This window comes from Pengzhenrongella sicca, from assembly GCF_017569225.1.
GTDB lineage: Bacteria > Actinomycetota > Actinomycetes > Actinomycetales > Cellulomonadaceae > Pengzhenrongella > Pengzhenrongella sicca.
Genome location: NZ_CP071868.1, coordinates 1,887,750 through 1,903,169 on the forward strand (window position 1 = coordinate 1,887,750; position 15,420 = coordinate 1,903,169).

The 15,420-nt window shown below is 76.1% G+C and carries 9 protein-coding genes; 6 read left to right on the forward strand and 3 right to left on the reverse strand.

The genetic code is table 11. The annotated features are described in order from the left end of the window. Positions 1 to 2: 2 nt before the first annotated feature. Positions 3 to 2,345 carry a right-handed parallel beta-helix repeat-containing protein gene (locus J4E96_RS08630; protein ID WP_227425345.1) on the forward strand — a complete coding sequence of 781 codons (2,343 nt, stop codon included), beginning with the start codon at positions 3 to 5 and terminating at the stop codon, positions 2,343 to 2,345. Between the two features lie 51 nt (positions 2,346 to 2,396). Here the strand turns inward: J4E96_RS08630 and J4E96_RS08635 are convergent, their stop codons facing one another. Continuing rightward, complete coding sequence (locus J4E96_RS08635; RefSeq protein WP_227425346.1) at positions 2,397 to 4,772, reverse strand: glycosyl hydrolase family 95 catalytic domain-containing protein; 2,376 nt, start codon at positions 4,770 to 4,772, stop codon at positions 2,397 to 2,399. Continuing rightward, positions 4,772 to 5,785, reverse strand: coding sequence for a LacI family DNA-binding transcriptional regulator (locus tag J4E96_RS08640; protein WP_227425347.1), 1,014 nt, complete (start codon positions 5,783 to 5,785; stop codon positions 4,772 to 4,774). The genes J4E96_RS08635 and J4E96_RS08640 overlap by 1 nt, the downstream gene beginning before the upstream one ends. 129 nt (positions 5,786 to 5,914) lie before the next feature. On the opposite strand from J4E96_RS08640, the gene J4E96_RS08645 reads away from it, so the two are divergent. Genes J4E96_RS08645 through J4E96_RS08665 form a run of 5 tightly spaced genes read left to right on the forward strand, consistent with a single transcriptional unit; the run spans position 5,915 to position 14,939 of the window. Beyond that, positions 5,915 to 6,862, forward strand: coding sequence for an ABC transporter ATP-binding protein (locus J4E96_RS08645; protein WP_227425348.1), 948 nt, complete (start codon positions 5,915 to 5,917; stop codon positions 6,860 to 6,862). A gap of 14 nt (positions 6,863 to 6,876) precedes the next feature. Next, a complete protein-coding gene (locus tag J4E96_RS08650) occupies positions 6,877 to 7,545 on the forward strand; it encodes an ABC transporter ATP-binding protein (RefSeq protein WP_227425708.1) in 669 nt (222 codons plus the stop codon). Further along, complete coding sequence (locus J4E96_RS08655; protein WP_227425349.1) at positions 7,538 to 10,807, forward strand: FtsX-like permease family protein; 3,270 nt, start codon at positions 7,538 to 7,540, stop codon at positions 10,805 to 10,807. Before J4E96_RS08650 ends, J4E96_RS08655 begins: the two co-directional genes overlap by 8 nt. Continuing rightward, positions 10,804 to 13,599, forward strand: coding sequence for an ABC transporter permease (locus J4E96_RS08660; RefSeq protein WP_227425350.1), 2,796 nt, complete (start codon positions 10,804 to 10,806; stop codon positions 13,597 to 13,599). The genes J4E96_RS08655 and J4E96_RS08660 overlap by 4 nt, the downstream gene beginning before the upstream one ends. Before the next feature lie 41 nt (positions 13,600 to 13,640). After that, a complete protein-coding gene (locus J4E96_RS08665; protein WP_227425351.1) occupies positions 13,641 to 14,939 on the forward strand; it encodes a hypothetical protein in 1,299 nt (432 codons plus the stop codon). 14 nt (positions 14,940 to 14,953) lie between these two features. On the opposite strand, the gene J4E96_RS08670 is transcribed toward J4E96_RS08665, so the two are convergent. Beyond that, on the reverse strand, positions 14,954 to 15,418 hold the full coding sequence (locus tag J4E96_RS08670; protein ID WP_227425352.1) for a universal stress protein: 465 nt from the start codon (positions 15,416 to 15,418) through the stop codon (positions 14,954 to 14,956). Positions 15,419 to 15,420: the final 2 nt, after the last annotated feature.

Consider the following 15,420-nt stretch of genomic DNA (forward strand, 5'->3'; position numbering starts at 1 on the left):
CCGTGTCAGCGAACGGGATGCACGAGGCCGCCACGCGCGCGACGCAAGCGCGCGGGCGCGCGGTGCCCGCAGCCGTCGGCGACCGGCTGCTCGTCGTCGCGCCCGACGGCGACGACGCGGGGCCCGGGACCCGCGCGGCGCCGCTGGCCACGCTGGACGAGGCGCAGCGCCGGCTGCGCACGGTGCCGGGCGGGACCGTGGAGCTCACTGACGGCACGTGGCAGCTGGACCGGCCGTTCCGGCTGACGGCGCGCGACTCGGGGGAGCCCGGCGCGCCGAAGCGCTGGACGGCGGCCCCCGGGGCGCACCCGGTGCTCTCAGGCGGCGTGGTGGTCCGGGACTGGGCTGTGCACGACGCGGCGGCGCGGATCTTCCGCGCGCCCGTTCCCGGGATCCGCGACACCCGGCAGGTCTCGATCGACGGCGTGCTGGCCGAGCGGTCATGGGTGGCGCTCGGCCGCGACCAGGTCGAGGTGACCGAGGAGGGCCTCGCCCTGCGCGACCCCGCGCTCGCGGGCCTCGTGGCGCTCACCGGGCACGAGCGGATTGAGGTGGTGTGCGTCGCCTCGTTCACCCATCGGTACGCGCCCGTCGCGCGCATCGAGCGCGACCGGATCGTCATGCAGCAGCCGGCGTGGCGGAACAACTGCTGGGGCTGGGACACGCTTGCGGACCCGATCGAGGGCGGCGCGCTCCGGCTGGTGAACGCGGTCGAGCTGCTGCAGCCCGGCCAGTGGTACCTCGATCCCGCGCGGGCCGAGCTGTTGTATCGCGCGGCCGAGGGGGACCACCCCGACGCGCACCGGTTCGTCGTCCCGCGCCTGGAGTCGCTGCTGCAGATCGCCGGGACCGTCGACGAACCCGTCCACGACCTCCAGCTGCGGGGCCTGGAGTTCGCGCACACGAGCTGGCTCGGGCCGAGCGGACCCGCCGGCTACGCGAGCCAGCAGGCGGGCACGTTCCTGGGCCGCGCGTTCGACCAGCCGCCCGACTACCTGCGGACCTGCCAGCGCAGCTGCCCGGAGTTCGAGGCGACCCGCAACGACTGGGAGCAGCTGCCGGCGGCCGTGCAAGTGTCGGCCGCGGCCCGCGTGGACCTCGTCGCGAACACGTTCACGCAGCTCGGTCAGGTCGGGCTCGGCCTCGGCAACGATGCGGGCGCCCACGGCGCGGGCGTCGGGCTCGCCGTGGCGGACGTGCTGGTCCACCACAACCTGTTCACCCAGCTGTCCGGCGGGGCCGTCGTCGTCGGCGGGATCGGCCCGGACGCCCATCACCCGGCGGATCCCCGGCGCACCGTGCGCGACGTCGTGATCGACAACAACCTCGTGACCGCGGTCGCGGTCGACTACATGGACATGCCGGGGATCGTGTCCACCTACGTCGACGGCGTGACCATCACGCACAACGAGGTGTCCGACCTGCCCTACGACGGCATCGATGTCGGGTTCGGCTGGGGCGCGAACGACCCGGGCGGCAGCCCCGAGTACCGCGCGCGGGGCCTGTACGCGTCGCAGCCGGTCTACGAGACGCCGACCACCCTGCGCGACGCCGTCGTGGCCGGCAACCTCGTGCACGCCACGAAGCAGCAGTTCACCGACGGGGGCGCGATCTACACCCTGTCGGCCAACCCCGGGGCGCGGGTCGTCGAGAACTACCTGCGGGACAACAACCGCTCCGTCGGCCTCTACCTCGACGAGGGGTCGCGCTTCGTGGTGGCCGAGCGCAACGTGGTGCAGGACGCGCCGGTCTGGGTGTTCACCAACACGTACGGCGACAACCACACGGACGACAACGTCGTCGCGCGCAACTGGTACAACGGCGGCCGGACCCACACGCCCGAGCCGGGCGCGCACCGCAACTCGCTCGTCGACAACGTGCTCGTCGCGGGCTACGACTGGCCGCTGGCCGCGCAGCGGGTGATGTCCGCGGCCGGGCTCGAGCCGCCGTACCGGACGTTCGCCCGGGCCACGACGCCGATGCCGTTCGGCGCGGCGCTCGAGGCGTACGCCCTCGAGGCCGACGGTGTCGAGGCCGACGCCCTCGGGCCCGGCCGGCGTCGGCTCCGCCTGGCCGTCGAGGGCTTCGGCGACGAGCCGGTCACGGGGCTGCGGGTGACGGCGGTGCAGGCACCGCCCGGCTGGTCCCTGCGCCCGACGGCGCCGCTGCCCGACGCGGTGCGGGCCGGCGGGCGCGTCGGCGCGCAGTGGCTGGTGGAGCCGCGGCCGACGCCCCCGACGCCTGCGATGCCCGCGGGGGCGCCCCCGGACCGGATCGTCGTGACCGTCGAGGCGGTCGTCGACGGGCTGCGCCACGAGCTCGCCGCCGGCGTCACGCTCGGCTGACCTGGGCCGTCCGATATGGGCCGCCGCCGTGCTGGGCGGTCGGCCCGAACCTCACGTCGCGCCGTCGGCGGCCCAGTCCAGGCGGAGCGTGGCGGGCCGTTCGCCCAGGTGCAGCCGGTCACCGACGAGGCGGGCGCCCGGGCCGTCGACGGACGCCGTGAACGGGCGGCCCGCGGCGAGCAGCGTGCCGTGCGCCGGGGCGAGCCACGCGGCCGCGGGCAGCCGCCGGACCGTGAGGGTGCACCCGGACGGCTCCCACGCGAGGCGGTCGACGACGACGCCGCCGCGCCCGCGCAGCCCCGTGACCGTCCCGCGCGGCCACGCCGCGGGCAGGGCGGGCAGCACCGTGAGGCCGTCGCCCGTGGAGCCGAGCAGCATCGCGGCCACGAGCGCGGGCAGCCCGCCGCTGGCGTCCAGGTTGAAGATCTGGCCCGCGTCGTGGGTGGTGGTCAGCGCCGGGCGCCAGTGGTCGATCGCGAGCCACCGCGCGCACGTGAGGGCCGAGTCCGCGTCGCCGAGCGCCGCGGCGGCGAGGCCGAGCTGGACCAGGCCGAACGCCATCTCCATCCGGCCCGGTGGGGCGGTCGGCTCCTGCGCCCGCCACGCGAGCTTCGCGGCGACGGTCGCCGCGGCCGCGGCGCGCAGCGCGGCCGCGCCCGGCGTCGCGCCGACGAACGCAGGATCGGGCTCGTACCAGAGCGGGTACAGCTGGGACGAGTGCCGGTGCGCGATGTTCTCGGGCCAGCGGTCCGCGATCCACTCGGCCAGCGTCCCGTCGGCGGCGACCCGGTAGGGCGGCAGGTCCGCGACCACGGCCGCCCAGCGCGCGTCGCGGCCGTCGTCGCCGCGCGCCCGCGCGAGTACCGCCGCCGCGCGCGCGGCGTCGCGCAGGATCGCGACGTCCATCGTGGCGTCGGCAACCAGGGGGCTTGCCCCCGGGACCGGCGCGTTCTCGGGGGAGTAGCTCGGGACGAGGTGGCGGCCGCCGGCGAGCAGCACCGTCGAGGTCTCGGCGAAGCGCAGCACCCCCTCGACCAGTTCCCACAGCTCGTCGTCGACGACGGTGCGGTCGCCGGTGGTGGAGACCAGGTCCGCCGCGAACCGCAGCACCCAGCCGCCGCAGCCGACCCAGAACGGGTGGGGGTAGTCCGTGGCGACGTGGTTGGCGCGGCCGTGCGTCGACATCCGGGCCGGCAGCAGCATGCCGCCGGCCCCGAAGACCCGGCGGGCGTTCTCGCGGTAGTCGGCCACGAACGGCAGCACGAGGGCGAGCAGCGACCGCGCAAGCTCGGGTGTCCCCGTCGGGATGAGCCCGGCCATCGTGCCGTTCTGGACGTTGCCGTTCAGGGTGTAGTCGGCCGACCACGCGGGTCGCCAGGTGCCCTGCCAGACGCCTTGCAGGGTGGGCGGCAGCTCGCCCGTCGACGCGATGATGTGGGCCCGCCCGGCCAGGTAGGCGATCTCCAGCGCGCGGCGCCCGGCGTCCGGGTCGCCGCGCCGCGCGTCGTCCCAGACCTGCTCGGTGCTCGCCTGCGACACGCCGGTGTCCAGGTCGAGGGTCGAGACGCCCACGAGGGCGCCGTGGGTGCGTGCCTGCCGCGCGCGCAGCGCGTCCCAGCTCGCGGTCGCCGGCCCCTGAGCTGCCTCCTGCTGACCGCCGACGGCGACGTCGAGGCGGATGATCGAGCGTCCGCCGGCCGCGACCGTGACGCGGCAGCGGGCCGCCCCGGCCTCGACGCGCCATGGGCTCCCGCACTCCGCCGTGACGTCGGCGGACGGCGACGACGCACCGGTCTCGGCGAGCACGCGTCCGAACGCGCCGCCGGCGGGGACGGCGCGGACGGCGGACGAGGCGTCCGGCCCGCCGGTGTCCAGGGCGGTCTCGGGGCTGCCGCCCAGGCCGAGCTCGAGCTCGCTCTGCATCCCGAGCTCGGACTCCAGGGCGACCCACACCGTCTGCTCCCCGCGCGGCGCCAGCACCCGGAGCGTGTTCCGGCCACCGGCGGTGTCCCGCCAGTGCACCGACACCTCGCCGTGCAGCAGGTCCATCGAGCGGCGTGCCGCGGCCGCGCCGCCCGAGCTGGCCACGACCAACGTCGCGCAGATGCCGAGCGGGTCGGTCCAGACCAGGCCGTCGTCGTACCCGCTCGCGCGGGCGGCCTGGGCCATGAGCGCGCTCGCCCGGGCCGAGTCGCCGTCGAGCACCGCGGCCCGGAGCTCGTCGAGCACGGGGCGGACGTCGGGCGCGGCGGGCCGCGCGTTGACGGGCAGGAAGAAGCGTTCGTGCGACAGCGAGAGCACCTGCCGGTCCGCCGGCCCGAACACGACGGCCCCCACGCGGCCGCTGCCGACCACCAGGCCGTCCTCCCACGTGGCGGCCGGGGTCGACGTCCCGAACACCGTCCGGGTCGTGGGCGTCGTCAGCACTAGACGGACTCGCGGACCGTCAGGGTGGTGGGCAGCAGCACCGACTCGGTCACCGTCCCGCCGTCGAGCATCGTCAGGGCCAGCCCGGCGGCGGCCGCCCCCATCTCCCGGAACGGTTGGTGCACCGAGGTGAGCGGGGGGTTGGACGTCTGCGCGACGACGGTGTCGTCGAACCCGACGACCGAGATGTCGTTGGGCGCGCGCCGGCCTGCGGCCTCGAGGACGCGGAGCGCCCCCACGGCCATGAGGTCCGACGCCGCGAACAGGCCGTCGATGTCCGGCGCGCGGCGCAGCAGCTGGGCCATCGCCGCGGACCCGGACCCGAGGCTGAAGTCGCCGGCGGCCACCGGCCCGGGCCGCACGCCCCACTCCTCGAACTCGTCGAGGAAGCCCTGGAGCCGCTGCGTCGCCGGCAGGTAGTACGCGGGACCCGCGATCGTGGAGATGTGCCTGCGCCCCGCGGTGAGCAGTGCGCGGGCGGCCAGCCGGGCGCCGCCGTAGTGGTCGCAGTCGACGTAGATGCTGGCGGGGTCCAGGTCGCCGGAGGCCTTGCCGACGAACACGACCGGCACCGGCACCTCGTCCAGGTGCCGGAACATCAGCAGCGCCTCGCGCTGCAGGATCACGATCGCCGCGTCGACGTGCCCCGACGACAGGTGCCGGACGAGCGTCTCGGTGTTGAGGCCGTCCTCGAGGAGCAGGACCGGCTGCAGGCCGTGCGCGAGCAGCGCGGCCGACGCGCTCTGGATCGGCGCACCGATGAACGGGCCGACGAGCCCCTCCATGTCCCCGCCCGGCGCGACGAGCGCGACGGCGCCGGCCTTGCCGCGGCGCAGGGCGCGGGCGGCGACGTTCGTGCGGTACCCCAACGACTCGGCCGCCTGGTGGACCCGCAGCGCGAGGTCGGGCCGGACCGACGTCCCGCCGGCCATGACCCGTGCCGCCGTCGCGCGCGAGACTCCCGCGACCCGGGCGAGGTCGACGAGGGTGGGCCGCGCGGTCGGTGTCTTCACACCAGCATGGTGCCATCTGCGCGGTAACCCGCTCGCCCGTACCGCGCGGCGACTTCAGCCTGCCGCCCAGCACGAATTCGTATGTGTGCGTTAACATTCCGGCACGTCTCGACAAAGGGGTAGACGGCGATGTCGGAAGGCATTCTGCAGGACCTCGGCTCGAGGCTGGCTCGGCCGGCGGAGTTCGGGCGCGACGCTCTCATCGTGTGCGACAACCTCGTGCGCATCTACCAGACCGGCACGATCGAGGTGCAGGCGCTGCAGGGCCTGGACCTGCTCGTCGACGCGGGCGAGATGATCGCCGTCGTCGGCGCGTCGGGGTCGGGCAAGTCGACGCTGCTGGCCGTCCTGTCGGGGATCGACGCCCCGACGGCCGGGCGGGTCCGCGTCGGCCGCTGGGACCTGATGGCGATGTCCGCGGCAGATCGCGTGCGGTACCGCCGCAGCATGGTCGGCTTCGTGTGGCAGCAGACCTCGCGCAACCTCGTCCCCTACCTCACCGCCGAGCAGAACGTGATCCTCCCGCTGACCTTCGCCGGCGTGCCGCGCCGCCACCGCCGTCGGCGCGCGGTCGAGATCCTCGACGTCCTCGGCGTCGGGCGGTGCGCCGGTCACCTGCCGCGAGAGATGTCCGGGGGCGAGCAGCAGCGCGTCGCGATCGCGGTCGCGCTCGCGAACTCCCCGCGCGTGATCCTCGCGGACGAGCCGACCGGTGAGCTCGACGTCAGCACGTCGCAGGAGGTCTTCGACGCCCTGCGCACCGCCAACCGGGACGTCGGCGCGACCGTCGTGATCGTGACGCACGACCCGACGGTCAGCGGCCAGGTCGAGCGCACCGTGGCGATCCGCGACGGGCGCACGAGCAGCGAGGTCCTGCGGGCGCGCGGCGAGGACGACGGCGCGGAGCGGATCGCGCAGGAGTACGCGGTCATGGATCGCGCCGGCCGGGTCCAGGTGCCGCAGGACTTCCGCGAGGCGCTGGCCCTGACCCGCCGGGTCCGGCTGACGCTTGAGGCCGGGCATGTGAGCGTCTGGCCCGACGCCCCGGCCACCCCCCTGCCGGGAGCCGACCGGTGAGCGCGATCACGCCGATGGTCCGGGTGGCCGGCGTCGACCGCACCTTCGGATCGGGCCGCTCGGCCGTGCACGCGCTGCGCGACGTCTCGCTCGACATCGCGCCGGGGGAGATGGTCGCCCTCGTCGGGCGGTCCGGGTCGGGCAAGACCTCGCTGCTGAACATCATCGGCGGGCTGGACGCGCCGGACGCCGGGACCATCTCGATCGGCTCGACCGAGGTCACCGGCCTGGACGAGGCGGGCCTGGTGCGGCTGCGCCGCGACGTCGTCTCGTTCGTCTTCCAGACGTTCGGCCTGATCCCGGTGCTCTCGGCCGCCGAGAACGTGGGCGTCCCGCTGCGGCTGCGCCGGCTGCCCGCGGCCGACCGGGAACGGCGCGTGCGCCTGCTGCTCGAGCTCGTCGGGCTGGGCGAGCACGCAGACCAGCGGCCGCCGGAGCTGTCCGGCGGGCAGCAGCAGCGCGTCGCGATCGCCCGGGCGCTGGCCGGGTCACCCCAGCTGCTGATCGCGGATGAGCCGACCGGCCAGCTCGACAGCGAGACCGGACTCGGCGTGATGGCGCTGATCCGCGCGGTGGTCGAAGCCGAGGGCATGACGGCGATCGTCTCGACCCACGACCCGGTGATGGTGGCCCTCGCCGATCGCGCCGTGCGGCTCGTCGACGGCCGGCTGGTCGATGGCTGACCGCCGCCCGCGCCGCGCGGCCTTCGTGCTCCAGCGGGCCGCCACCCAGCCGGGGCTCCTCGCCGCGGTGCTCGCGATCGTCGTCGCCGGCACGGCGCTGCTGGGCACCTGCGCGTTGCTGCTGACCACGGCGCAGGACCAGGTGCTCGCGACCGCGATGCGCACCGCGGCGCCGGACGACGTCAAGGTCACGGCGGCGGTGCACGTCACGCCGGCGGGCGTCGACGGCGGGCCGGACTCGGCCCAGGTCGTCACCGACACCGTGGGGACCGTCGTCGCGGCGCTGCGCCCGTTCGCGTCGACGACGTCCACCTGGGCCTCGTCGGAGATGCTCTTCCTGCCCACGCAGAACGGCGTCCGGCGGTACGGGTACCTCGAGGACGGCGACGGTCTGGAGGAGAGCTCCCGGGTGATCGACGGGCGATGGCCGGCGCCGGCGCCGGCGGGTCAGCCGCTCGAGGTCGCCGTCCTCGGGTCGACCGCTCAGGACCTCGGGCTCGAGCTGGGCAGTACCACGGTGCTGAGCACCACATCCGAGCAGGCCGCCGGGAGCCTTCCCGCCGCGGACGCCGGGACGACCAGGTCCGTCGTCGTCGTCGGGATCATCACGCCCGCGCAGGGCGCGACTGACACGTGGGCGCGCGACCCGCTCGAGGGCGCCGGCTTCGATCCCTTCTCCGAGCGGCTGCCGGTGTACGGGCCGTTCATCGTGGCGCCCGGGACCCTGCTCGCGACGGGGGTCGGCCTCGACCTGGTCACCGTTGTCGCGCGTCCGGACCTGTCCGACCCCGACCCGCCCGCGCTCGAGCGGGTCGGGGCGGCGCTGTCAGCGGCGCGCGCCGACGTCCGCTCCGCGCTCGGGGACCGCGCGAAGTCCGCCACCGTCTACTCCGCCTTCCCCGCCACGCTCGCGGTCGCCCGGACGCAGCAGGGCGTGACCGGGTCCGGCGCCGTGGCCGTGGCGCTCCTCGGGGCCGGGCTGGCAGGGACCGCGCTCGGGCTCGCGGCTCGCCTGGTCGTGGGCCGCCGGGCCGCCGAGACCGCGCTGCTGGCCGCCCGGGGCGCCAGCCGCGCGCAACTCGCGCGGCACGCGACCGTCGAGGCGCTGACTGTGGCTCTGCTCGGGGCCGCCGTGGCGATCCCGCTCACGCTCGCTCTCTACCGGGCGGTCCTCACCCTGCCGCAGCTCGCCCGCGCCGAGCTCGCGGCGCTGTCGGCCCCCACGCCCGCTCTCGTGCTCACGGTCGCCGTCAGCGCCGCGGTGCTGGCCGCGATCCTCGTCGCCCCGACCCTGCGCTCGCCAATGCGTTCCGGCGCGCGCCGCCGCGTCGCGGGCCTCGTCGCCAGGTCCGGCGCGGACCTGCTGCTGGCCGGCATCGCGGTGCTGGGCTTCCTCCAGCTACGCGCCCACCGGGTGGCGACCACCGCGCAGCTCGACCCGGTGCTCGTCGCAGCGCCCGTGCTCTGCCTGCTCGCCGGGGCCGCCTTGGTCCTGCGTCTGCTGCCCGTCATCGCGCGCCTCGCCGAGGTGCACGCCAGCCGATCGCGCGCCCTGACCGTGCCGCTGGCCGGCTGGGAGCTCGCCCGCCGCCCGCACGCCACGTCGGGCGCGTTCCTGCTCGTGCTCGCGGCCGCGGCGGCGACCTTCGGCCTGTCCTTCACCCAGACGTGGTCCGTGTCGCAGCAGGACCAGGCCGACGTCGAGATCGGCACGGACCTCGCGGTCGGCGCAGTCGACGCCGTCCCCCTGGCGCAGGGCCGCGCGCTCGCCGACGCCACCGGCGCCACGCCAGCGGCGGTCACGGCCCGGCCGATCGGCCTCGGCTCGCGGGCGGGCGGCGGGCCGACCGGCGTGACCCGGCTCGTCGCGCTCGACACGACACGCGCCCAGGAGCTGCTCCGGGGCCGCCTGCCCGCCGACCAGGGCTGGGCGCACCTGACCGAAGGCCTTGCCCCGACGGAGCCGCCGGGCGGCGCGCTCCTGCCTGCGGGCGACGTGCTCACGCTGTCGATCTCCGGCGCGAGCACGGACGGGACCCCACTCGTGGCAGCCCCGACGCTGGTCCTGCAGGACTCGTGGGGCGACCGGGCGACTGTGGACGTTCCCGCCGTGCCGCTGGACGGCCAGCCGCACATCGTGCGGGTGCCGCTCGGCCTCGACGACGGTCCGCGTGTCGACTCCGCGCTCCGGCTCGTCGCGGTGGATCTCGACCTCAACCTCGGCGACGGCGTCGAGGTCTCGCCCGACGTCGAGGTCAGCAGCGACGTCACCGTCGCCGTGCAGGTCCTGGACGGAGTGAGCGACGCCGGCGCGGGCCCCTCCCCATGGATCTCGGCGCTGGCGGCCGACGCGTACGAGATAAAGAACGTCGAGGCGACGCAGACGGCGGATCCGGCGGGCGTCGTTGTGACCGCCACCGCCACGCTCTCCCTCACCTCGCTCCTGTACACGTCCGCCGACCTCGTCGTGACGTCCTTCGCCAGCGCGGGCGATCTGCCGGTCGCCGTGAGTGCGGACCTGGCCGCGTCCATGAACCTGGCGGCGGGGGACATCCTGAGCCTGTCGGTCGACGCCGTGACCCTGCGCGCCGTCGTCCTGCGAGTGGTGCCCTACGTGCCGTCCGCGGCCCGCAGCCCGGGCGTCCTGGCCGACAACGACGCCCTGAGCCGCGCGGTGTTGGGCCAGGGCGACCTCTCCTCGCTCACCGACGCCTGGTGGGTCGGAGACGCGCCGCGGCCTGAGGCCGCCGCGGAGGCGGTGCGGGCCGCGCACCTGGGCGAGCCCGTGACCCGCGTCGGGGTCGCGACCGACCTGCGCGAGGGCGCGCTGCGGGCCCCACTGCGCGTGGCGATCTGGCTGCTGGTCGCCGCGGCCGTGGTCCTGTCGCTCGCCGGCACCGCCGTGCACACCGCCGGGTCGCTCGAGGCCCGGTCCGTCGACGTCGCCCGGCTCCAGGGCCTGGGCGTGCCGCGCCGGTCGGTCATCGGGTCCTTCCTGCTCGAGCACGGCGTCGTGAGCCTGCTCGCCGTGGCCGCCGGCGCCGTCGTCGGGGCGCTCATCGCCTGGGCCGCCGGGCCGCTGCTCGTCGTGTCGGCGACCGGGCTTCCCCCCATCCCCGACCCGCGGTTCGTCTGGCCGTGGCTCGCGCAGGGCGCCCTCCTCGCCGCCCTGCTGCTCGGCGGCGCGCTCGTGGCGGCGCCGGTGGCCGTGCGGACCGTCCGCCGCGCGACGATCGCCCACCTCCGGATGGACGCGTCGTGACCCGGCGGGCGGCGGGGTCCGCGCGGCGCAGGCACCGGGCGGACCGATCGGCCCGGACCCGGCGCCTCGGCGCGGCGCTGGCGCACCTGCCACGGCAGGCCCGGGCGGACCTCTGGCCGCTGCTCGTCACGGTCGCCGTCGTCGCGGTGGTCGGGGCCGGCGCCAGTGTCGGCCCGCGCCTGCTCGCGGCGACGGCCGACGAAACGGTCCGGGTGGCGGTCGACACGACCGCCGCCTCGGACCTGACCGTGACGGCGCCGTTCACCGACGACTTCCGCATCGAGGGCCGGGCGCCGAGGGACACGGCGTTGATCGTCAAGTCCAACGCCAGCCGGATCGACGGTGCCCTGCCCGACGATCTCGCGCCGCTGTTCGCCGCGCCGCTCGTCACGGTCTCGACCGTCCGGCTCCCGCTGGCCATCCCGGACGGGCAGAACGAGGCGGTCCTGCGCCTCGCCTACGTCTGGGACGGCGCGGACGCGGCCGTCGACTGGGTCGAGGGCGGCGCTCCGGTCGCGGCTGCCCCGGCCGAGGCCTGGTCGGACGACAGCGCGTGGCCCGTCCAGGTCGCGCTCTCGACCGAGGCTGCGGCCGCCCTGCGCGTGGGCGTCGGGGACCGGATCAACGTCTCGTACCCCAAGAGGCCGATCGAGGTCACCGTCAGCGGCGTCTTCCGCCCGACCGACGCTGGCGACCCGGTGTGGACGCAGGACCGGGACCTGCTGGCTCCCGTGACCCGCGGCTCCGGGCGCACCGCGCGGACGGAGATCGCCGCGCTGCTGTCCGCGCAGTCCCTGCCGGACGCCCGCCTGTCCCTCGACCCGCTCGACACCAGCACGACCTACACCCTCGCGGTGCGCAGCGCCGCGATGACGTATGGCGACCTCGACTCGATCGTCGCGAACCTCGCCAAGCTCGAGGCGAGCCCGACCTCCCTCGACCTGATCGCGACCGGCACGCGGGTGACCACGAGCCTGGACCACACGCTGCTCGCCGCGCAGGCGCGCATCCGGGCGGGGGGCGCGCAGGCCGCCGTGCTGCTCGTCGGGCTCGTTGCGACCGGCGCGGCGGTGCTGATCCTCGCCGCCGACGTGCTCACCCGCCGGCGAGCCGCCGTGCTGGTTCGGCACCGCGCCCGCGGCGCCTCGCTGCCCGCGATCGCGGCCTCGCTCCTGGTCGAGTCGCTGGCGCTCGCGGCGATCGGCGGCGCCCTGGGGCTCCTGCTCGCCGCCCTCGTCCGCCCGGGCCCACCGTCGTGGCCGTGGCTGGTTCCCGTGCTCGCCGTCGTCGCACTGGCCGGGCCCGTGCTCGGCACGCGCGCGGCCCGGGCCAGCGACGGCCGGCGGCGGCCGGCGGACCGCCGCCAACGCCGCGCGGACGGTCGGGTCCGCACCGTCCGGCGGGTCGCCCTCGAGGCGAGCGTCGCGCTGCTGGCCGTGGCGGGCCTGACCGCGCTCCGCCGCCGCGGCGTCACGGCCAGCGGCGGCACGGGCGCGGACCTGCTGCTCAGCGCGGCGCCGACGCTCGTCGCCGTCGCCGCGGCGATGCTCGCCTATCGCGCCCTGCCCGCGCTCTTGCGGGGATCGCTCGCGATCGCCCGGCGGTTCCGGGGATCCGGGCCGTTGATCGCTGCCGCGCGCGCTCAGGCGGCGGGGGCCGCCGCGCTGCCGTTCGTCGCCCTGGTCCTGGCGACGACGCTGCTGAGCTTCGGCGCGACCCTGACCCAGACGATCCGGTCCGGGCAGGTCACCGGCTCGTGGGACACGGTGGGCGCCGACGTGCAGGTCCGCACCGGGTCCGACCCCGATCTCGCCGCGACCGCCCGCGTGCTCGCAGCCGCCGACGGCGTGGACCTCGCGACCGCGCTCCGGGTCGACGACTTGGTGCAGCTGGTCGGCGCGCGTAGCCAGGACCGCGTGCGGGTCGTCGCGGTCGACGCCGCCGCGTACGAGCGGCTCCTGGCGACCACCCCGCTTGCGGACGCCCCGCAGCTGGCGCGGCTCGCCGGCGAACCCGGCGCCGAGACCGACGACCCGGTCCCGGCGCTGGTCAGCCCCGGCCTCGCCGGTGAGGGCGGAGCGATGTCTGTGCTCTGGCAGGAGCACACGATCCCGCTCGCCGTCGTCGGCGCCACCCCGGAGTTCGCGAGCTCCCTGAGCCCGAGCGCCAGCGCCGGGCAGGTCGAGGACACCGTCGTGGTCAGTGCGGCGGCGCTGGCCCTGGCGGCTGGCGAGCCAGTCGAGGCCGATACCTTGTGGGTCACGGGCGCGGGCGCCGACGCCGCCGTCGCGGGGGCCACGACCTGGGCCGACTCCACCGTGACCAGCCGGGCGCAGTGGCTCGCGGACCGCGCGACCGAGCCGCTGACGTCCGGCCTCATCCTCCTGGTGGCGAGCTCGATCGCGCTGCTCCTCGCATTCGCCGTGGTGACCGTCGTGCTGGCCGCCTCGGCGAGCGCCCCGGAACGCGCGTCGACGCAGGCGACCCTGCGCGTGCTCGGCCTTCGCCTCCGCGCCGCGGCCAGCGTGGCGCTCGGCGAGCTCGCCCCTGCGGTGCTGGTCGCGTGCCTGAGCGGCCTTGCGCTCGGCGCGGGGCTCGCGTCGGTCCTGATCGGCCCGCTCACGCTGCGCCTGGTCACCGGCCAGGCAGCGGAGCCGGCGCTCGTGCTGCCGTGGTGGGTGCTCGCCGCGCTCGTCCTGCTCGCAGGCACCGTCGCGCTGGTCGTGGCGGTCGAGTCCTCCGCCCGCCGGCGCGAGCGGCTTGGCCAAGTCCTGCGCGTCGGCAGCGGTTAGCTGAGCCGGGGCGATGAGACTGGTCGGTACTGTTTTCAGTTATGACGATTCCCGCGCCCCTCACGGCCCCGGCGACCGAGCCGCGCCGGCGTCGGCGTCGACGCCTGATCGTCGGGACCGCCGCGGTCGTGGCGATCGCGCTCGTCGCGGTCGGCGTCGTGTGGGCCAGGGGAGGGTTCAGCGCCGCTGTGCCGACCTCGGGGGCCCCCGGGTTCACGATGCGCGGAGACCTCGCCGCCGACCAGGGGCTGCTCGACGCGGCCAGGCGCGAGTGGGCCCGCGCCTCGGACAAGGACCGGCGACCCGCGGGCGAGGTGACCGCGCTCTGGGCCGGCACCGTTTCCACCCGCGTGCTGGACGGGGGCGGCTACGTCCCGCCCGCGGCGGCGGACGAGGCCGACGTCGTCGTGCTGATCGACGACGATCATCTCGCCACGGTCGCGCGCTTCCGCGACGGCTCCGGCGGGGGATCGGGGAAGACCGCGCTGTATCACTGGGCGGCCCGACCGACGTTCCTGTCCACCACCCTGGACGTCGGCGCGGGCCTGGTCCTGCTCGCGGACTACCGCACGGTCGAGCCCGACGGGCTGACCTCGACGAAGGACGGCAACGACTGGCACCAGGTCGACGTCGCGCTGCAGGACGGGCTCCTGCAGCGCGACGCGCAGGACGACGACCTCGTCACCGTCCGGGTCGTCGACGAGGGGGTGCTCCTGATCGACGAGTTCGCCTCGACCTTCTACCGGCTGACCGACGCCGTGCCCGCGGGCGGTGGCGAGGACCCGTCGTGGGCCGCGCTGAGCGACCCCGCCCGGGCCTCGGACGCGCGCGCGGCCGTGCTCGAGGCGGGCGAGGCCGCGGTCGCCGCCTGGAGGGACGCCCCGGTCGACCAGACCGCGACGTGGATCGCCGACGTCGAGCTGGACGGCGGGCTGCCCGGCACCGTCTTCGCCGTGGGGTCCGCGGACGTGGACACGTTCGCCGTCCTCGCCCTCGGGACGGGCGGGGACAGCGCCGTCCCGGGAACCGTGCTCGGCAAGCATCTGAGCGGGTACGGGTCGCCGGGCACCGCGGCGCGCATCCCGCCGCTCGGCGCGGCCTGGGTGTCGACCGGCGACGGCGACGCGCAGCTCGTCGTCGTCGGCACCGAGTCCGTGACGTCCCTGGACATCCAGATCGGCACGGAGCGCACCACGGTCGCCGGCCGCATCGCCGTCCTGGCTCAGCCTGCGGAGCGGGCGTGGGTCAGCACCGGAGACCCCCAGGACAGCGAGCTGCCCCAGTACGCGGTCGTCGGCCAGACCGCCGACGGCTGGCCCGTCCCGCTCGACGGGCACTGACGCCGGCCGCCACCTCAGCGGGTGGCGCGCTCGCTGTTCGCGGTCGGGCGGCACACCAGCACCGGGCAGGGCGCGGAGTGCTGCACCCGGGATGCGGTGCTGCCGAGCAGGATCGTCCTGGTCAGGCCGCGGCTGCCCGAGGCGAGGGAGATCAGGTCGGCGTCGACGTCCTCGGCCGCCCGGATGATCTCCTGGGCCGGCGAGCCGCTGCGGACCTGCGTGTGGATGGTCGGCCCCCACCCGGCGAACTCCGCGGCCACCAGGTCGACCGCGACCCGCGCGTCCCGGGCGAAGCTGAGCTCGGTGAGCTCGGTCGGCGGCTGGTCGCCCAGCTCGTTGGCGAACGGGACCGCGGCATACGGGCTCACCACCGCGACGATCGTCACGTCGGTGATCTCTCGAGAGTCGGCGATCCACTTGAACTGCCGGGCCCCGACCAGCGAGGCCCGCGAGCCGTCCGTGGCGACGATGACGTGCATGG